The organism is Treponema bryantii (assembly GCF_900113965.1).
Lineage (GTDB): Bacteria > Spirochaetota > Spirochaetia > Treponematales > Treponemataceae > Treponema_D > Treponema_D bryantii_A.
Window position 1 is genome coordinate 1 of record NZ_FORI01000001.1, and the last position, 19864, is coordinate 19864.

Annotated in this window: 20 protein-coding genes and 1 pseudogene; 14 read left to right on the plus strand and 7 right to left on the minus strand. The window is 42.2% G+C overall.

Features of this window, described 5'->3' with window-relative positions; translation table 11 throughout:
* Positions 1–210, minus strand: a pseudogene (locus BM161_RS00005) (IS110 family transposase); the annotation flags it as partial.
* A gap of 184 nt (positions 211–394) precedes the next feature.
* Here BM161_RS00005 and BM161_RS00010 point away from each other — a divergent pair.
* The 6 genes from BM161_RS00010 to BM161_RS00035 all read left to right on the plus strand — a co-directional run bounded on the left by BM161_RS00010 (position 395) and on the right by BM161_RS00035 (position 5937).
* The gene (locus BM161_RS00010) at positions 395–679 is read left to right on the plus strand and encodes a type II toxin-antitoxin system Phd/YefM family antitoxin (protein ID WP_074929570.1); all 285 of its coding nucleotides are present in this window, start codon (positions 395–397) and stop codon (positions 677–679) included.
* Positions 669–1004: a type II toxin-antitoxin system RelE/ParE family toxin gene (locus BM161_RS00015; protein WP_074929571.1), complete on the plus strand. Its 336-nt coding sequence runs from the start codon at positions 669–671 to the stop codon at positions 1002–1004. Before BM161_RS00010 ends, BM161_RS00015 begins: the two co-directional genes overlap by 11 nt.
* 110 nt (positions 1005–1114) lie before the next feature.
* A complete protein-coding gene (locus tag BM161_RS00020; protein WP_074929572.1) occupies positions 1115–2020 on the plus strand; it encodes a tetratricopeptide repeat protein in 906 nt (301 codons plus the stop codon).
* A 21-nt stretch (positions 2021–2041) separates the two neighbouring features.
* Entirely contained in the window at positions 2042–2947 is a 906-nt protein-coding gene (locus tag BM161_RS00025; protein WP_074929573.1) for a hypothetical protein, read from the plus strand.
* 100 nt (positions 2948–3047) lie between these two features.
* A complete protein-coding gene (locus BM161_RS00030; RefSeq protein ID WP_074929574.1) occupies positions 3048–3362 on the plus strand; it encodes a metal-sensing transcriptional repressor in 315 nt (104 codons plus the stop codon).
* Between the two features lie 10 nt (positions 3363–3372).
* Positions 3373–5937 (plus strand): heavy metal translocating P-type ATPase, encoded by a 2565-nt coding sequence (locus BM161_RS00035; protein ID WP_074929575.1) that lies wholly within the window; start codon positions 3373–3375, stop codon positions 5935–5937.
* Here the strand turns inward: BM161_RS00035 and BM161_RS00040 are convergent.
* Complete coding sequence (locus tag BM161_RS00040; protein ID WP_074929576.1) at positions 5934–7127, minus strand: MFS transporter; 1194 nt, start codon at positions 7125–7127, stop codon at positions 5934–5936. The genes BM161_RS00035 and BM161_RS00040 overlap by 4 nt on opposite strands.
* Positions 7128–7359: 232 nt before the next feature.
* Here BM161_RS00040 and BM161_RS00045 point away from each other — a divergent pair, with 232 nt between their 5' ends.
* On the plus strand, positions 7360–8385 hold the full coding sequence (locus tag BM161_RS00045) for a threonine aldolase family protein (protein WP_074929577.1): 1026 nt from the start codon (positions 7360–7362) through the stop codon (positions 8383–8385).
* Here BM161_RS00045 and BM161_RS00050 read toward each other — a convergent pair.
* The 5 genes from BM161_RS00050 to BM161_RS00070 form a co-directional block, all read right to left on the minus strand.
* Entirely contained in the window at positions 8382–9227 is an 846-nt protein-coding gene (locus BM161_RS00050; RefSeq protein ID WP_074929578.1) for a CPBP family intramembrane glutamic endopeptidase, read from the minus strand. The two genes, BM161_RS00045 and BM161_RS00050, sit on opposite strands and share 4 nt — an antisense overlap.
* A gap of 38 nt (positions 9228–9265) precedes the next feature.
* The gene (trhA, locus tag BM161_RS00055; protein ID WP_074929579.1) at positions 9266–10168 is read right to left on the minus strand and encodes a PAQR family membrane homeostasis protein TrhA; all 903 of its coding nucleotides are present in this window, start codon (positions 10166–10168) and stop codon (positions 9266–9268) included.
* Positions 10169–10211: 43 nt separating this feature from the next.
* Positions 10212–11021, minus strand: coding sequence for a 23S rRNA (guanosine(2251)-2'-O)-methyltransferase RlmB (gene rlmB / locus BM161_RS00060; RefSeq protein ID WP_074929580.1), 810 nt, complete (start codon positions 11019–11021; stop codon positions 10212–10214).
* A 4-nt stretch (positions 11022–11025) separates the two neighbouring features.
* Entirely contained in the window at positions 11026–11523 is a 498-nt protein-coding gene (locus BM161_RS00065; RefSeq protein WP_074929581.1) for a YchJ family protein, read from the minus strand.
* Positions 11524–11962: 439 nt separating this feature from the next.
* On the minus strand, positions 11963–12313 hold the full coding sequence (locus BM161_RS00070) for a type IIL restriction-modification enzyme MmeI (protein ID WP_342351351.1): 351 nt from the start codon (positions 12311–12313) through the stop codon (positions 11963–11965).
* A 41-nt stretch (positions 12314–12354) separates the two neighbouring features.
* Between BM161_RS00070 and BM161_RS00075 the strand changes: the two genes are divergently transcribed.
* From BM161_RS00075 to BM161_RS00100, 7 genes are all read left to right on the plus strand, one after another.
* Entirely contained in the window at positions 12355–13566 is a 1212-nt protein-coding gene (locus BM161_RS00075; RefSeq protein WP_074929583.1) for a GNAT family N-acetyltransferase, read from the plus strand.
* A gap of 23 nt (positions 13567–13589) precedes the next feature.
* Complete coding sequence (locus tag BM161_RS00080) at positions 13590–15239, plus strand: ATP-binding cassette domain-containing protein (protein ID WP_074929584.1); 1650 nt, start codon at positions 13590–13592, stop codon at positions 15237–15239.
* A gap of 46 nt (positions 15240–15285) precedes the next feature.
* Positions 15286–16368, plus strand: coding sequence for a glycosyl hydrolase family 18 protein (locus tag BM161_RS00085; RefSeq protein WP_074929585.1), 1083 nt, complete (start codon positions 15286–15288; stop codon positions 16366–16368).
* Positions 16369–16513: 145 nt separating this feature from the next.
* Entirely contained in the window at positions 16514–17101 is a 588-nt protein-coding gene (locus BM161_RS00090) for a hypothetical protein (protein ID WP_074929586.1), read from the plus strand.
* A 244-nt stretch (positions 17102–17345) separates the two neighbouring features.
* Positions 17346–18707: a PFL family protein gene (locus tag BM161_RS00095; RefSeq protein WP_074929587.1), complete on the plus strand. Its 1362-nt coding sequence runs from the start codon at positions 17346–17348 to the stop codon at positions 18705–18707.
* Positions 18708–18795: 88 nt separating this feature from the next.
* Entirely contained in the window at positions 18796–18927 is a 132-nt protein-coding gene (locus BM161_RS14495) for a T-complex 10 C-terminal domain-containing protein (protein ID WP_244882587.1), read from the plus strand.
* Positions 18924–19859, plus strand: coding sequence for a GNAT family N-acetyltransferase (locus tag BM161_RS00100; RefSeq protein WP_074929588.1), 936 nt, complete (start codon positions 18924–18926; stop codon positions 19857–19859). Before BM161_RS14495 ends, BM161_RS00100 begins: the two co-directional genes overlap by 4 nt.
* Positions 19860–19864 lie beyond the last annotated feature (5 nt).

The following is a 19864-nucleotide window of genomic DNA, read 5'->3' on the forward strand; positions in this document are numbered from 1 at the left end:
TGCAACCCAGTACCAGGTAAAAATGCATTCCACTCCAACAACAATGTCCTTTCCAAAAGTATTGGTCACAAGCTCCAGATTATCTCTGGAACATTCCATGTTTTTGTGGAATACAGTTTCCCCGATGTTGTTGATAACACAGATGTACATCGTTCTTGCGTGAAGGTCGATTCCAATGTAAAATTGATGCTGGTTCTTATAGAATCTCATTAAGGTCCCCCTGTCGAATTAATTAGGATATTGTGCCCTGATGGACTTATCTATCTTAGCATGATAAAACTGGGGCCTTAATGATTTTCAAAGTTTCGTAGCCGACACGCAGTCAAGCTCGCCTTTCTTTTTTCTTGTCTTATCAGTCTTTATATAGTATCATAAATGGACTGGAGAATATAATATGATAACTAATATTCAAGAATGCATAAAACCCATTTCATATGTGAAAACAAATGCCGCAGACATGATGAATTTTGTTAATGACAGAAAAGAACCCTTAGTCATTACACAAAACGGAGAATCAAGAGCTGTATTAATTGATGTAGAATCATATCAGGAAATGAAGAATGCATTCAACTTATTAAGAATTATACAAGCTTCTGAGAAATCAATACAAAATGGGGAATGCAAACCTGCTTCTGAAGTCTTTGCAAATTTAAGAAGGAAGTATAATTGTGGAAAATGAAATAAAAAAAGTTGAAGTTTCTCCATTTGCTCAAGATGATTTTAATGAAATAATAGAATATTATTCTTCGTATTCACAAGATTATGTTGAGACCACAATTTCAGAATTTGAAGAAAATGTAATGTCTTTACAACAACATCCAAAAAGCGGAAGAATTATTCCAGAACTTGAAAGACAAGGTATTACCCAATACAGAGAATTGATACAAGGTTATTATAGAATTGTTTACAAAATTTCTAAAGATAAAGTAGTAATTCTTACTGTTATTGATGGAAGAAGAAATTTTGAAGAAATAATTATTGAGAAGCTTTCTCGATATTTATAGAGACGAAACCTAACATGCCCTTCAAATCGAATGTCGGGTCAAGTCGCAAAAGCGTTTAAGCGCGTAGTTACACGGACGCCCGCACTGGGGTGTTTCCGAAGAGGTGAAAAATGAAAAAAAGATTTCTGATTTCAATTATTGCATTATTCGTAATGTCTGCATTATTCGCACAGAGTAATTCAGAACAATTCTGGAACCTCTGGCAGGATGATAAATATGATGAAGCAACAGAGTTCCTGGGAAAGTGGGAAAAGAAAAGTAAGAAAGATCCGGAACTTTATGTCTGCTATTTCAATATGTACATTATGCAGGCGAGAAATGAACAGATGCATGTTGAATCATTCTTGCCACCGAATTTTAATGGACAATACATGGAAGGCAAAAATGAGAACGGTGATAAAATCTATATTTATTCTGTAATTGAATATGATGATGATTTATGTGCCAAAGCTTTTGAATATATTGATAAAGGACTTTCCTATAATCCAAAACGCCTTGATATGCATTTTGGAAAAGCTCAGCTTTACTTTATGCTTGCAGAATACGAAAAGCAGGCCGAAGTCATTAAACATATCATGGAGCTGAATAAAAAATACAAAGATTCATGGTTATGGTCGAATAACGAAACAATCAAATCTGCTCAAGTTGGATTTGCGGCATCTATTCATGAATATATTTTGAAATGGTATAACACAAAGAATCCTGCAACATATCCAATGATGAAAGAAATCTCTGCTCTGTATGTGGAACAATATCCTGATGATATAAGGGCATATAATGATGCAGGCATTGCCGCAATGTTTACAAATGATCTGGAGTCAGCAAAAAAATATTTCCAGAAAGGCTATGAGTTAGATCCATCTGATATGATATTGCTCGGTAACCTTGCACGGATCTGCTATAATCTTGGAGATACTGAGACAGCATATAAATATTATAAAATAATGTCAGAATCTGAAAATCCTGATGAAAGTGAATACGCAAAAAATATTCTCAAAAATTATTTTAATGAATAAACTTTTGCCATATTAAAAATAATGACTGATATAAAATCCACCGCGCATTATCATCTTCCTGGCCTCTTTGAGTTTTACGAACTGTACAAGTTGTTTCTGCCTTTGTACCGGGAACACCGAGAGTGGTTTTATGATTGGTGTGATATCGGTTCGATTTATGGAGCTCCATCGGATTGTCTTTGGGGCGGCGGCAGGGCTGCTTTTGGTGATGCTGATGTTGAAGATGTAATTGCGCTTATAGAAGAATTTGGGATTTCTGCAAGACTCACGTTCAGCAATTCTTTACTTCGCGAAGAACACCTTGCATACAAAAAGTGTAATGAGCTTTGTAAAAAGTTTGCAAAAAATGCCGGCCGTCATGGTGTGATTGTTCATTCTGATTTACTGGTAAATTACCTAAAAACAAATTATCCTGAGCTTTATCTTATTTCTTCTACGACAAAAGTTCTTACAGATTTTGATGTTTTTGAAACCGAACTGAATCGCCCCGAGTTTAGCTTTGTAGTTCCAGACTTTCGGCTAAACAAAACTTTTGACAGATTAAAATCTCTTTCTCAAACTCAAAAAGACAAAGTTGAATTTCTCTGTAATGAATGCTGCGACTTTGGCTGTAAAAACCGTAAAGTGTGCTACGAAAATGTAAGCCGTAAAAATCTTGGAGAGGAAATTTCTGATCACAAATGCACTTCTCCGGACGCAGCTGGCGGTTACCGTTTTTCTCTTGCAATGAAAAATCCTGCCTTTATTGGCACAAAAGATATTCTAGAAACTTACCTGCCAATGGGTTTTACAAACTTTAAACTTGAAGGCCGTGGTCTTGGCAGTGCCATTATTCTTGAGTTCCTTTTATATTACATGACTAAGCCGGAATATCAGCTTCAGGTTCGTGAAGCTGTTTATCTGGATTCCATGCTCGATCTTTTTTAAAAACAAAATATTATTCCCCTCTCAGATTGACATATACCCCCACTGGGTATATACTCCCAATTGATTGATACCCCACAGGGGTATACAACGGAGGATATATATGACTACCAAAGAAAGTGAATGTCCGCACTGTTCCGGTAAACACAAGGAACGAGAAGAGGCCGAAAAAAAAGATCTGATGAATCGCCTCAAACGAATTGAAGGACAGGTTCGCGGTGTTGAAGGCATGCTCGAAAGCGGCGCTTACTGTACAGATATTCTTATGCAGGTTTCTGCAATCTCAAGTGCACTCAACAGCTTCAATAAAGTTTTACTTGGAAATCATGTGAAGACTTGTGTTGCAGAAAATATCCGTTCTGGAAATGATGAAGTTATTGATGAACTCGTAACTGCTCTTCAGAAGCTCATGAAATAAGGGGGCTTTTATGGAACAATTTAATGTAACTGGTATGAGCTGTGCGGCCTGCCAGACTCGGGTTGAAAAAGCTGTAAGTGCTGTGCCCGGAGTAAAAAGCTGCGCGGTAAGTTTGTTAACTAATTCAATGGGCGTAGAAGGTGATGCTTCCGCTAAGGCTATTATTCAGGCTGTTGAAGCAGCGGGATATGGAGCGAGTACAAAAGTGACTGGCCGGAACTCTGCTGGCGAAAAGTCTGGAAAGCAGAATGCAGCAGACTCTCTAAAAGACACAGAAACTCCAAAAATGAAAAAGCGCCTGATTGCATCTATAATTCTTTTGATTCCGCTGATGTATGTTTCAATGGGACACATGATGTGGAACTGGCCGCTTCCCCCTTTTCTAGATGGAAACCACGTTGCAATGGGGCTTTATGAACTTTTGATTTCTGCGCTTATTATGGTGATAAATCAGAAGTTTTTTATAAGCGGATTTAAGGGGCTGATTCACCACTCGCCGAATATGGACACTCTGATTGCTCTGGGTGCAACTGCTTCGTTCGGCTACAGCGTGTTCGCACTTTTTGCAATGACCAGTGCTGTGCTACAGGCAGATCAGGCGCAGATTTCTTACTATATGGATCAGTTCTATTTTGAATCTGCTGCAACGATTCTTACTTTGATTACTGTTGGAAAACTGCTCGAAGCAAAATCTAAGGGAAAGACAACCAACGCGCTTAAGGCTTTGATGAATCTTGCGCCGGAAACTGCTGTACTTCTCGTAGACGGTGTTGAAAAGACAGTACCGGTTGAGGCAGTTAAAGTCGGCGATCTGTTCGTTGTACGCCCTGGCGATAAGATTCCTGTAGACGGAATTGTAACCGAAGGCCAGAGTGCCGTAAACGAATCTGCTTTGACAGGTGAAAGTATTCCTGTTGAAAAGCAGACCGGTGATAAAATATCTTCTGCAACAATAAATACATCAGGCTATATGGTATGCCATGCAACACGTGTTGGTGAAGACACTACCCTTTCAGAAATTATCCGCATGGTAAGTGATGCCGCTGCAACTAAAGCACCAATTGCAAAAATTGCTGATAAGGTTTCGGGCGTGTTTGTTCCGGTTGTAATTACAATTGCTCTTGTGACATTCGAAGCCTGGCTGATTGCAGGTCAGACCCTTGGTTATGCAATTGCGCGCGCTGTTTCTGTTTTAGTAATAAGCTGCCCTTGTGCGCTTGGACTTGCTACACCTGTTGCAATTATGGTTGGAAACGGCATTGGTGCTAAGTCTGGTATTCTTTTCAAAACTTCTGCTTCGCTTGAACAGGCTAGCCGAATTCAGATTATTGCACTTGATAAAACCGGCACCATCACAACCGGCGTTATGAAGGTAACTGATGTTGTTACAGCAGAAGGTGTGAATGAGGCAGAACTTGTTTCTGCTGCAAGTTCACTCGAAGCAAAAAGCGAACACCCGATTTCAAAAGCCATTGCACTTTATGCAAACCAGAAAGGCGCTGCAACATCAGAGACAACAGACTTTGAAGTTGTAGCAGGAAACGGACTTAAGGCACGCATAAATAGCGAAACAGTTTTCGGTGGTAATGCGGAATATATTGTCAAGGTCTCTGGTGTAGACATCTCTCCTCTCAAGGAAAAAATTTCCGAACTCTCTGCCCAGGGAAAAACACCAGTTCTCTTCGCAAAGGAAAACAAACTTCTCGGCATAATTTCCGTAGCAGATACAATCAAAGAAGATTCCCCAGCTGCCATAAATCAGCTTAAGAACATGGGACTCCACGTTGTAATGCTCACAGGAGACAACGAAACTACAGCACGAACAATTGGTGCCCAGGCCGGAGTCGACGAAGTAATTGCTTCAGTAAAACCGGACGGAAAAGAAGAAGTAATCCGCAATCTTATGAAGAACGGAAAAGTTATGATGGTAGGAGATGGAATCAACGACGCCCCTGCGCTCACCACCGCAGATCTTGGAATTGCAATTGGCGCTGGAACAGATGTTGCGATAGATGCTGCAGATGTTGTACTGATGAAGAACAGCCTGCTCGACGTCGCAGCCGCCATCCGCATCTCACGAAGCACACTGCGTAACATCCACGAAAATCTCTTCTGGGCCTTCTTCTACAATGTGATTGGAATTCCACTTGCGGCCGGCTGTTATGTTGCAGCTTTCGGCTGGAGCTTAAATCCAATGTTTGGAGCAGCGGCAATGGGACTTTCAAGCTTCTGCGTAGTTACAAACGCTCTGCGCTTAAACTTCGTAAAACCATACGACTCAAGTCGCGATAAATCAGTGAAAAATCCCGTAAAGGGAAATCTTATAAATACAGAGGTGGTTTCAGGTAAAGCCACACTCGAGGAGAACTCTATGAAAATCAATGTAAAAGGTATGATGTGCGGACACTGCGAAATGCACGTAAAAAAAGCTCTTGAAGCAATCGATGGAATTACATCTGCAACAGCTTCACACGAATCAGGCACTGTAACAATCGAAACTTCAAAAGCTGTAGATGAAGCAGCAATCAAAGCAGCCGTAGAAGAAGCTGGCTACGAATACTGCGGCAACTGCTAACTAGTCTTTTTTGTAATAGCCGGAATCAGAAGAATCATCACAATCAGAACTACAGGAAAAATGGTTCCGGCGAGCAGTCCCGCCTTAAGGTTATTGCTGAAAACCTGTGAAATATTTCCAACAATAGCAGGGCCGGCTGCTCCACCTAAATCTCCAGACATGGCGAGCATTGCAAAGAGTGCGGTGCCGCCTTTTGGAATTCTTGGAGAGCAGATACTGATTGTTCCCGGCCACATAATTGCAACTGAGAAGCCACAAAATATACAGCCCAAAAGTCCGAGAATTGGAACTGATGAAAGAGAAGCAAGCAGATAACTTACAAGACACAAGGCTCCAGAAAAAATCATAAAGTGCATAAGATTCAATTTATGACCAAACTTTCCAAAGATTGCACGAACTGTTCCCATCGCAACTGCAAAGAGACAAGGGCCTGCAAGATCACCAATATTTTTTGAAAGTCCCAAAGCAGACTCCGCAAAAGCCGAAGCCCACTGTGCCATTGAAAGCTCAGAAGCACCTGCACAAATCATAAGAATAACTGCCACCCAGAAAAGCGGAAGCTTGAACAGTGCCACAAGGCCCATTCCTTTTTCGCCGCCATTTGGCTGCTCAATCGGGCAAGTTGCAAAATTATAAATATTGTAAAGTGGAATTACTGCCCAGATGCAGGCAAGGATTTTCCAGTTCTCAATTCCCGCAAACTTAAAGAAGAGTGTAGAAATCACAATTACGCCCACAGAGCCCCAGCAGTAAAACGAATGCAAAAGGCTCATAACGGCTTCCTTGTGCTCAAACGGGCAAGCCTCAACAATCGGACTTCCAAGCACTTCAACAAGGCCGCTTCCAATTGCATAAACAACAACACTTATTATGATTCCAACAAACGGATCTGAAAACAAATCCGGCAAGAAAGCAAGCAGAAGCAAACCCGCAGCCGAACACAAACAAGAAGTTATGATGCATTTTCTGTAGCCGATTTTATCCACAACCTGAGCACAAATGATATCAACAACAAGCTGAGTAAGAAAAAATACAGCTGGAATAAGAGCAATTTTTCCAAGTGAAACTTCGTAACTTTTATTGAACATCAAAAAAAGAAGCGGCGTAAAATTTGCAGTAATCGCCTGAGTAATAAAGCCAAGATAGCAGGCAAGAAGAGTCTTATTATATTTCTGTGGGTTGTCGTTCATGAAAAATCTCCTTAGACACTCTAACATATCACAACTAAAAACGTAAAAGAAGATAGAAAATCACTTTTTATTGTAAAAAAACACTATATAAAATTTGACCGCGCCGACAAAGCAATGTACAAAAATAAACTCAAACTCAAAAAAGAAGAAAGCCTGCAGGGATAATTTTTTCAGGCTACTAGAATCTATACCGACGCATATGCTATCTTAAAAAAAAGAGGTAAATAGAAAAATGCTGTCGTTCGAAAGTGATTATATTGAAGGTGCGCATCCAAAGATTTTAGAAGCACTGACAAAAACTAATATGGAATGCCTTTCCGGCTATGGGGCAGATGCTTACACAAAATCTGCAAGAGAAAAAATTGCCGCTGCCTGTTCTCTGCCAGATGCTCAGATTGCTTTTTTGACTGGCGGTACTCAGACTAATCAGATTGTAATTGATACTATGCTTCATCAGTATGAAGGCGTGGTTGCGACACAAAGCGGACATATAAGTGTTCACGAAGCCGGCGCAATTGAGTTTACCGGACGAAAAGTTTTAACACTCCCTGCCCACAACGGAAAGATTGATGCGGCAGAACTTGATTCTTATATCACAGATTTTTACAACGACGGAAATCATGAACATATGGTTTTCCCGGGAATGGTATATATTTCACACCCTACAGAATATGGCACTCTGTATTCAAAAAAAGAACTGACCGAGATCTCTACCACCTGCCGTAAACATAAAATCCCGCTATTTCTTGATGGCGCCCGCCTTGGCTACGGTCTTATGAGCAAACAGACAGATTTAACTATGACTGATATTGCAGAGCTTTGTGATGTTTTTTACATTGGCGGAACAAAGGTTGGCGCTCTATGCGGAGAAGCAGTTGTCTTCACAAAGAAAAATATGCCTCTTCATTTTGAGCATCTGGTTAAGAAGCACGGAGCACTTTTGGCAAAGGGCCGTCTTTTAGCAATTCAGTTTGATACTCTTTTTACTGATGATTTATATTTTGAAATCAGCCGCAATGCAATTGAGCGTGCAGAAGAACTTAAAAATCTCTTCATCAAAAAAGGTTATAAGTTCTTTATAGATTCACCAACTAACCAGCAGTTTGTTATTCTTGAAAACGAAAAGCTCAAAGAGCTTCAGAAAAATGTGAAGTTCAGCTTCTGGGAAAAATATGATGAGACTCATACCGTAGTAAGATTTGCAACCAGCTGGGCAACCACAAGCGAAAAGATTGCCGAACTAGAAAAATTACTTTAGGCAGATTTCTTCTTAGGCATCAATATTAAGCTGACTACTACATAAGCGAGTATTGCGAAAATTGATGCCTCAATTCCAAACTCTGCACCTGTAATAAAAATGTTATTTGTTGGCAGAGTGATTGTGAAGATTGAGTTTGTAAGACCAGCGCCTTCTGGAACAATATTAAAAATATTTGAAATCAATGTGAAATTCCAGATGGCGTGAATAATTGCACTATTGGCAATTGAGTTTCCTCTATAAGCTGCCATAGAAAACATAACACCTACCATGGTACCTGCAACAATCAGAACAAGAATTCCAACCACAGAGAATGATGACATGCTTGGAATGTGTACAAGGCTGAAGAATAAAGAAGGTGCTATGATTGCAACAGTCTTATTCCATCTGTTTTCCAGAGTCTTCATGAAAATTCCACGAAAAAGGATTTCTTCAAGAAAGCCGGACTGTAAACCTAAGGTAAGTGAATTAATAACGAGTAATACAGTTTCACCTGTTGAGTGGTGATTTACGGTAAGGTTTCCAACAATCAGATAAACAACTACCATGTAAGCTGGAATCAAAATTGCGGCTACAATACTCCACCACTTAAAATGCAGGTTAATTCCAAAATCATCAAACTTCAGATGGAACATTTTGTAAATACAAAGCCAGAGCAGTAAAAATACAAAAGCAAAATCTGAAATGTGCTTGATGCTTGTACGAATATATTGTTGTTCTATTGAAACAAACTTAAAAAGAAGGTCTGTACAAATTTGACTTAAGAGTGCTCCAATCAGATATAAAATGAAAGGAGCAATAAGTAATAAAATGGTCTTTTTGGTAGAAAACTTTTCTGTCATAAATATTCTTTTCTATTCTTAGTTATTCTTTGTTAGGCTTATGCACCGAGGAAGAACAACGAGAAGAAAATGTACACACTACCGAAAAGCATGATGATGTTGCTGAGAAGGTGCATGAACTTAATTTTCTTGAGGTTGTAGAAGATAATTCCTACGAGATAGAATACAGCGCCAAGGATGAGCATGCTGAAGCTTTTTGGTGAAAGAACTTCGAAAAGATTCTTTGCTACAAAGAGTCCAGAGAAGCCTGCGAGTATGTAAAGCGCAATATTCAGCTTGTTGTATTTTTCACCGGCAATTGCATAGAAGAGGATTCCGATAAATACGAGACCCCATACAATACCGAAAAGAATCCAGCCTGTGTTTCCCTGAATCTTTGTGATTGTGTAAGCACTGTAACCAAATCCAATGATAAGGAATGAGAAAACATGTGAAATGCGGTTGAATACCTGCTTTGCTGTGATGTTTGTAAGTGCGTGCTGAAGAACTGAACTCAGGTACATGAGAATCATTGAAGCACCGAAAAGTGAATAGAACACTGTTGTTACATTTACCCAGCTCTGGAGCTGACCAACAGCGATTGTGTCCAGAATAGCAGTTGCAGCGATAAAGAGTGCTACACCTATTCCCTGTACAATTGAACTTCCAATTTCCTCGCCTACTGAAAGACGGCGTGATTTTTTAGCAAGTTCAAGAAGACGTTTTTCGTTTGCAATGCGCTTTTCTGCACGCTTTTTAGCACGTTCGTTTTTTGCGTATTCTGCAGCGGCATATTTTGCTTTAAGGCGTTCAGGATCTTCTGCATACTGAATGTTAATCTGCTGTACGGCATTTTCATAATCTTTTTTAAGCTGCTTAAGTCTTGAATGCTTTTTTGTCTTAAGAGATTTAAGTGTTGATTTTCTTACTGCTTTTTCTGCGATCTCGTCTTGTCTGGACATAGTTTTACCTCACTTTTATATTATAACAGTATGACATTTTTTGTCAAATTTGTCGAGCAAAAAGTTCGTATAAAAGTACACCTGCGGCTACCGAAACGTTGAGGCTGTCGATTTTTCCGCCGGTTGGAATTGAAACAATTGTATCGCACTGCTTTTCGAGGAGCTGTGCAATTCCTGTTCCTTCGCTACCCATAATTATAACAGATTTTTTGGCAAAGTCGATTTTGCGGCAGTTTTCTCCACCTGCGTCGGCTCCGTAAATCCAGAAGCCGGCCTGTTTAAGCTGTTCTGCAGCACGTACGAGGTTGTTTACTATTGTAACTGGTACCCAGGCACTTGCTCCGGCACTTGTACGGCCAATTACTTCGTTGCCGGCAATATCGCTGGCACTATTGTGCTCTGGAATTACTACGAGGGATGCACCAAACTGGTCGCAGCTACGGATGATTGCGCCTACGTTGTGAGGGTCTGTGATGCTGTCGAGCATTACTACTGTGCAAGGTTTTGCTGTGTCGTCGGAATCGGCACTGTGGGTTTTTACCCAGGAATCGAAATCTACTATATTAGCTGTCTGCTTTTCGCCGCCCTTAATTTCCATTACAAGGCCGCGGTGGTCGCGGAGTTTTTCGTCCAGACCGCTTACCATTTCGTCGAGCTTTTTGTCGTCGGTCTGAACAGCTGTAATTCCGGCTTCTTTAGCAGCAGCAAGAATTTTCTTTACGCGGGGACCGGGCTTGCTGTAAAAAAGCTTGAGCCCGGCATTGGCAGCGGCGGCACCAGCACCTTTGTCACCGCCTTTTCCCTTTGCGGCACGGAGTTTTTCTTCGATTGAATGAAATCCGGTTATTACCATAAAACTAGCGTCCGCAGCACTGCTTATATTTCTTTCCACTTCCGCAAGGACATGGATCGTTGCGTCCAACTTTTGCACCTACGCGTTTTACAGTTGTAGGAATTACGTTTCCAGCAACATATTTCCAGTCATCTCCAACCTTTCTGAAAAGAGAGATTTCGTGGTGAACGTCGTGCATGTTATGAAGTGTATAATCTGCTTCGAATTCTACAATCTGCTCGTCTTCTTTTTCACCATTTTCTGTGCGGAGAATCTTAAGTCCGTTCCACTGAGACTGCTTGCTCCAGTCTTCTGTTGCCTGGCGGTCAATTTCGCCAATTCCTTCGCCTTCTTCGCAAGAATTGATGATGTAGTCAATTTCGTGCTTTACGTATGAAGTGTAGCGTGCGCGCATACATGCTTCGGCATTTGGAGCTTTTGTTTTTCCTTTAATAATTGGTTCACAGCATTCGCTGTATGTCTTGCCCGAACCACATGGGCATAATTCGTTATTAGTACTCATGAGAATTATTTTAATGAATTTGTGAGTGGTCTACAAGCATTGCCACCGCTACGGTTTTTGAGCAGGTAAACGGGCGTTCCCGCCGCCGTCTTTCGCCGGCAGCGGTCGGGCTTTCCGGGGTTCCGCCATTCGGCTCCATTCCTTCGGAACTGCCCTTTCAGGGCAGCCCCTACAATCCCTAACGCACTCTTTATCCACGGTAATATCACAAAATTCTGTTAAAATACATATAAAAACGCATTTTAATTCAAATTATATGTACATTTTCCGAAAAATCGCTAAAAATCAGCTGTTTTCTTCGTCTTTCAGCCCTTATTTTCCTCAAAATTCAAGAAATTCACTGCATTTTTTATGAATTTTCCAGCAAACGTACATATAAAATGAAGAAATTTGTTAAATTATATGTAAATTCTCGAAAAAAAGAGTTTTACCACTTTTGCTAATTGCTCTTTTTCGTCAATTCTTCGTACATCTTGAACAATTCTGCCACACATTCAGATTCTGTCATTTTTGTATTGAAACCATATGCAGCCATTACAGCACGAGCATCAAGTATACCGTGCGCAGCATCTTCAATTGTTTCTTTTTGTTCTTTTGTAGGATTACACCATGGGAAATTATTGTACACTACACTTGCTGAATATCGATAATCACTTTTTATACGACCACAAACAGTTCGCATCCAAGCATTGTGTACATTAGATTGTCTAGCAGGGGCGTTGCGGGGATGTGCCCCGCATAGGGGGTAGCACGCAACGAAGTGCGGGCGCAGGGGGCCTCCCCCTCTTATCTTAGTATTATTATTCGTTTATAATGATGTTGAGGTAAAAAATGGAAATCCGAAAACTTGAAGGAAAAGAACGTTACGATGCGTATCTGCTTTTTAATTACTGCTTTCATCAGCGTATTGAACTTCAGGAATCTGATGTTGAAAAGTACAGTTCGGCAACCGATGAAGACTGGGGTGCCTTTGATGACGACAATCATCTAATGGCCCGAATCATCAATAATCATTATGATTTTTATTTTGATGGAAAAGCTGTAAAGGCTGGCGGCATTGGCGGAGTAGCTACACTTCCAGAATACCGCAACACTGGTGCTGTCCGTGAAATCTTTAATGCACTGATTCCGGAAGCCTATAAGAACGGCGAAGTCATTTCTACACTGTATCCATTTAATCATGAATTTTACCGTAAGTTCGACTATGAGGTTGTGACCTTCCAGAATGAATATTCTTTTATACCGGCTACTTTAACTAACTATCGTAAGGTAGTTTCTGCAGACAGTTCTTTTACAATCCGTAAATGGAATACCGGTGATTCTGTTTCAGATTTTCTTTCTGTTTATAATCAGTTTGCTCCGGCATACAATTTTGCTGCTGTCAGAAATGAAGAGATGATGCTCAATAAATTAAAGTATGACAAACCTTTTATTGACCGTAAATTCTCTTACCTCATTTTGGAGAATGGGAAACCTGTTTCTTATATTATTTTCACAGATATAAAAAATGATCCTGCAGCAATTCTTCAGGTAAATGAATGTGCCTGGACAAGCCGTGAAAGTTTTTACGCAATTCTTGGCTTCCTTGGCCAGTTCAGCGCAGACTATGGAACAATCAAACTTCCTCTACCTAACGGCATTGACCTTTTGAGATTTATTAAAACACCTGATGCCTATTCAATCGGAAAAAGAAGCTGCCAGCATTTTATGGTAAGGGTTATGAATGCCAGAATACTTCTTGATATAATTAAGAAGCCTGCAAACTGTGATTTCACCATGAAGCTTACAGATGAAATGATTGCAGATAATAATGCTGTTTTCCGAGTTCTTTCGGACCGTGTTGAAGTGCTGGATGGTAAGGATGAAACTACCGGTCGTAAGTTCGACATTGAGCTTAACGTTCGCGCTTTAGGGCAGCTTTCTTCAGGTTGTCTGAATATTAATGAAGCCGCTTTAAGAAACGATGTTACCATAAACTCAAATGAAGAAATGCTGAAATCAGTTTTTCCTGAAAAAACTATTCTTGTTACTGAGAGTTTCTAATTTAATTGTTTCTGGAGAAAACAATGTCTTTGATTAAAATAGAAAATTGCCGTATTGAAAACAGCCGTTCAATTCTTATACAGAACATGAGCTGGGAAATGAAGGCAGGTGAAGTGTGGCTGGTTACAGGTCCAAACGGAAGCGGAAAAGCTGATTTTTTGAACGCACTTTCGGGGAACACGGGCATCAAAATTACACCTAATACCGACGGACTTTTTTCTGATATTTTTTATGATTCTACAGAGACTGTTTCTCTTGAACGCGCAGCCCGCTTGATTCAGGAAGAGCGCGAAAATGATGAAAGTGATTATCTTGAAGGCGGTGTGGACCATGGCCGTACCGGAAGAGTGTTTATTGCACAGGCACTTTATCCGGAGCTAAAAAAAGGCATGCCAATGCCGGACTCCATAAATTTAATTGAAAACGAACCTGCCATAAAACTCTGCGGAATTGAAAAGATTCTGGACCGCGGGCTCAAATATATGTCTACCGGTGAGATTCGCCGCACCCTGCTTGCCCGCGCCCTGGTATCTGGGAAACAGCTTCTGCTTTTGAGCGATCCTTTTGCGGGCCTCGATGTTCAGAGCCGCACAATCCTTCTGGAGTTTTTTGATTCAATTGCAAAACGTCAGCTGAATAAAGCAGCTTCTTCTGATTCAAATAATTTCCCTCACATCATTCTTGGAATGGAGCGCTGGCATGAGATTCCGGATGCGATTACTCATGTTCTGGAGTTCCGGGAGAAGAAAGTTTCTTACTGCGGAGAACGCGCTGGTTTTGAAGCGCTTTTGAAGAAGCGCCAAGCAGAGGCTGCGGCTGGCGAAGAAAAAACTAAAAATGATTTTAAAGAAGGATTTAAAAAGCTGACTCAGGCCGGTGGTTTCGATACACCTGCTTCGCAGGCACTCAACCACCAGGTCGAATCACGGTGGTTGAGTAGGCCGGAGGCCGTATCGAAACCACCTCTTGAAGATATCTTAGTTGAAATGAACGACGTAAACGTTGGCTGGGATGACCATCAGGTGCTCCGCCACCTTACCTGGAAGCTGGTTCGCGGCGAGCACTGGCTTGTGCGCGGCCCTAACGGCAGCGGAAAAACGACCTTCCTTGAACTTATCACCGGCGACAATATGCAGGTTTTCAGCAATGATATTAAGATTTTCGGAAACCGCCGCGGCTCAGGTGAAACTATCTGGGATATAAAAAAACGGCTTGGTATTGTTTCTTACCGAATGCATGTGGAATACCGCATGCTTGGGGGAACCTCGCTTCTGGCGGTGATTATAAGCGGATTCCGCGACAGCATCGGTTTATATGGAGACTCTCCTTCCGACCTTGAAATTGCGACTGCAAAAAAGTGGCTGGCCCTCGGCGGTTTTGAAGGCCGCGAATCAGAAAGCTTTGGTTCACTCAGCTATGGAGAACAGAGAGCAATCCTTATTCTGCGCTCTGCTGTAAAAACTCCGGAAATCCTTATTCTGGATGAACCTTGCCACGGCCTGGACGAACAGTACCGCGCCAAAATTCTTCATCTGATGGAGCTTATCGGAAACGGCGGCACCACAACCATGCTGCACGTTACCCACGATCCTTCCGAGGTGCTTCCGTGCGAAAAGCATATCCTTGAGCTGCATCCTGATGAAGATCCGATGTATCAGATAATAGAATTATAACAAGATTTTCCGCAATAACGACTCAAAATCTGCCGATAATCTCCTTATGAAAAAGACAATCAGCTTATTGTTAGCCCTCTCAGTTTTTTACTGCGCTTGTTCTGCCCGCGGAAAAGCTGATATTGAAGTTCCCACTGAAGATGTAGAATACGCCTTCAAAGGCGATGAACCTTCCGTTCTGGAGCCCGAAGAAGAAAAACCACTCCTTCCACTCTACGAACTCCGTGAACCAACCGGCTCTCCCGTCCCACTTCGCGAAAGCTGGGGCTACGTTATGCAGAGCCGCCTCGACGAATACGACAATTCCATTCCACTCACCGACGTCTGCTTTTTTTCCGCAGAAATAAACTGCTATGGCGAGCTTGTAAGCGTTCCAAACCGTTCAAGAATCAACACAAAAGGTGCGCGCTGCCATCTTGTAATCACCTGCGACAGTAAATCACTCACACATTTCATACTTGAGCCAGGCAGCAAAGTCAGAAACAATCTTCTTAAAGCAATTGTAAAAGCCGGCGCCCCATACGACGGCGTTCAGATAGATTTTGAACTTGTACCGGCCCGCGACAGAAAACACTTCATCAGCTTCTGTTCAGACCTGCGCTATATGCTCGGCAAGGCAAAATGGTTTTCAATCTGCGTACCAGCGCGTTTTAAGCTGCTTTCCGAAGACATTTACCCTTATGCCGAAATCGCAAACTACTGCGATCGCGTTTTTGTAATGGCCTACGACGAACACTGGTCAACAAGCCGCCCCGGAGCTGTAGCATCCGTAGACTGGTGCCGCAAAGTAATGGAATACGCACAAAAAGCAATTCCACCAAAAAAACTCATAATGGGAATCCCTTTTTACGGCCGCACCTGGGCAAGTGAAACCACCGCCGGCGCCTGGTACTTCAGCGGAGCAAACCGTATCATGACAGAACACAAGGTGCCCGAAGTTGTTTACGAAGATGATATTCCAACCTTCAAATACACCGCACAGGTAGACGTCACCGGCTACTTTAACGACACCTACTCCGTGCTCCAGCTCGCCCGACTCTACGAAGAAGCCGGCATCCAGAAAATGGGCTTCTGGCGAATAGGCCAGGAAGATCCCACCGTTTGGAACTGGTTCAAAATTACTAAATAGATTGCAACGTCGCTACGCTCCTCGCAATGACGTCATTGCGAGCACATAGTGCGAAGCAATCCATTTTAAAGTGACACTTTTTCTTCTTTCATGTGTTATAATACTATGAATAGGGAAATGATATTACTTTTCCCAGGAGAATAACATGAAAAGAATTCTTTCTATCTTATTGATTTTATTCACAGTCTCTGCAGGCTTCGTATTTGCCGATTCAGCAAATTCAGATCCTTTTGACTCGCTTGTAGAAAAACTTCTCAAAGATTTTGATGATGATGGCGCAACAGTAGCCGTAAAGGTTTTCACTTCAGATCTGGGAAACAACGAACGCAAAAAGATTTCTAAATCTGTTCAGTTTTCACTCTACTGCTCAGACATCTTGGAAGTAGTAGCAAAGTCAGATGATGCAGATTATATCTGTACAGGTAAAATTGAAGCCGACGGTCCAAACTATATCATCAGTGCAAAACTTATCGACAATTATGATGATACTGTAGTTGGAAAAGCAAAGCAGAAGGTGCCAAAGGACTATTACGCTGAAAAACCAACCGACGTTAAAGTTGAAACAGTAGTAATAGAAGACAACGTAGATGCAGACGACATCCTTGGTGCAATTGTTGTAGGAAGTATTATCGGCGGAGTTTTCCATGCTGTAACTACACCTCCACGCCCAGTTTATGTAAAACCTTCAAGACCAAACAGACCAAATCGTCCATCACGCCCTAACAGACCGTAGGTTTTTAATATAAGAGTAGGAGGGGGAAGTCTCCCCCTCGTTCCCAAGTCCTCGAGGACGGTAGTTTCGACCCCTTCGACAGGCTCAGGGACCGCAACCACCGTCCTCTGCGGTCTTGTCCACTACCCCTTCTGCGGGGGACACCCCCCGCAACGCCCCCGTTTTACAACTCTTTTTCCTACCTTGCCCCCATTAACAGTTTTCATTAAAATACTTAACAATCACCTTAAATCAGGAGCTTATTATGATTTTTTCACCAGTAGAAATTCAGGAAACTGTAAATATGTTTATGCGACAGAAGCTGGACATCCGTTGTATCACAATGGGTATTTCCCTTCTGGATTGTGCCGACTCAGACAGCAAACGTGCCTGCGATAAAATCTACGATAAGGTGATGAAAAAAGCCGGGAACCTTGTAAAAACTGGTCAGGATATTGAAAAGGAATTCGGAGTACCAATCATTAATAAACGTATTTCCGTAACTCCAATTGCCCTGGTTGCCGGCGCAAGCGAAGCAAAAAATTACGTTCCATATATTAAAACCCTCGACCGCTGTGCCCACGAGCTGGGCGTAAACTTTATCGGTGGTTTCTCAGCTCTGGTTCAGAAAGGTATTACTCCTGCAGACCGCATCCTCATCGACTCAATTCCAGAAGCCCTTGCAACAACTGATTTTGTTTGTTCTTCTGTAAACGTAGGTTCAACAAAATCTGGTATCAACATGGATGCCGTTAAGCTCATGGGTGAGACAATTGTAAAGACTGCCGAGGTTTCTAAAAACTGCGAAGTAAACGGCTGTGCAAAGCTCGTTGTATTCTGTAATGCTCCAGAAGATAACCCATTTATGGCTGGTGCCTTCCATGGTCCTGGAGAAGCTGACTGTGTAATCAACGTTGGTGTATCTGGTCCTGGAGTTATCCTGGCAGCCGCAAAAGAATATAAAGGTCAGCCAATCAACGTACTCGCTGATGGTATTAAAAAGATGGCATTTAAAATTACCCGTATGGGTCAGCTTGTTGGAAGCGAAGCCGCAAAACGCCTTGGTGTTCAGTTTGGTATTCTTGACCTTTCACTCGCTCCTACTCCTGCTGTTGGTGATTCTGTTGCCCGCATCCTCGAAGAAATCGGTCTTGATGGTTGTGGTGCTCCGGGAACTACCGCTGCCCTCGCAATGCTTACAGATATGGTAAAGAAGGGCGGTGTTATGGCTTCTACAAACGTTGGTGGTCTTTCGGGTGCCTTCATTCCAGTTTCAGAAGACGAAGGTATGATTGAAGCTGCAAAGAACGGTTCTATCTGCCTTGAAAAGCTTGAAGCAATGACTACTGTTTGTTCTGTAGGTCTTGATATGATTGCAATTCCTGGTGATACCCCTGCTACTACAATCTCTGGTATTCTTGCAGATGAGTTTGCAATCGGTATGGTAAACAATAAAACAACTGCCTGCCGCCTTATCCCTGCTCCTGGCAAAAAAGCCGGCGAATGGGTAGAGTTCGGTGGACTCCTTGGTGGCTGTCCTGTTATGCCAGTAAGCAAGTTCGGCTGTGCAGATTTCATCAACCGTGGCGGCCGTATTCCAGCCCCTATCCACAGCTTCCGTAATTAGTGGATTGCTTCGCCTACGGCTCGCAATGACGTCATTGCGAGGAGCCGCAGGCGACGTGGCAATCCATATTATAAAATAGGAGATATTTATGAAGAAAATTATTGTTTTAATTCTTTTCTCCCTGATTCTCTTCGCAGCCTGCACTTCAGTTTCCACAACTCACCCAGATGGTTCAAAGACAATTCTCTATCCCGACGGAACTTTGGAGCACGTTAATTGAATCTAATCCCTGTTGAAACGCCGGAAGACTTTCTTCTGGCGCAGCAGTTTATAATTCCCCACGAAGAAACCTGTGTTTCACTGGCCTCTCTCGTGCGACGAAAATCTGACAAGCTCGTATTTATTATCGACTCTGATGAAACTATGGTTTCGACCCTTCGACTGGGCTCAGGGACCGTACGGCCTTCAGCCTACTCAACCACCGCCGCTGATGATATATTAGGCCTCCTTAATCTCGACTCAACCATCTATCACTGCCTTCCCGACATCAACAAAATTGACCGGGAGGCACTTATAGAAAATCTTCCATATCTTATGAAAAAGCCTGTGCGCTGCATCAGTGGAGAAACAAGCGGCACAGAGTTCTTAATTGGAGTCTTTGAGCAGGGTAATTTCGATAAACTCAATCACCCCGCTCAAGTCTATCCGTACAAGATGATGCGGTGGTCATCACCAGAGGTGGTTTCGACCCCTTCGACAGGCTCAGGGACCGCAACCACCGGAAATGGCGAAGAAATCTTCCGCTGCACCGAGCACGACCTGGAGCTCCTGCACCCACTTCAGAAAGATTATATGAAAGACGAAGTTGCTGTTCCTGGCCGCCAGCTTACCGATGCCGAAGTAGACATCACACTGAGGCAGATTCTTAAAAATCAGCTTTGCTTTTCACTCTTGTGCGATGGAGAACCAGTAGCAAAAGCCAACACGAACGCAATTGGAATTAACTGTGTTCAAATTGGTGGCGTTTACACTCACCCGCTCTACCGCAGAAACGGCTATGCAGGGGCACTTGTTCAAGCGCTCTGTAACCGCGCAACTCAGGGTGGCCGAAAGCCTGTACTTTTTGTTAAAGAAAAAAATACGCCCGCATTCAATCTCTACCGAAAGCTCGGCTTTGAAGAATGCGGGCGATACACTATCGCGTATTATTAATGGAT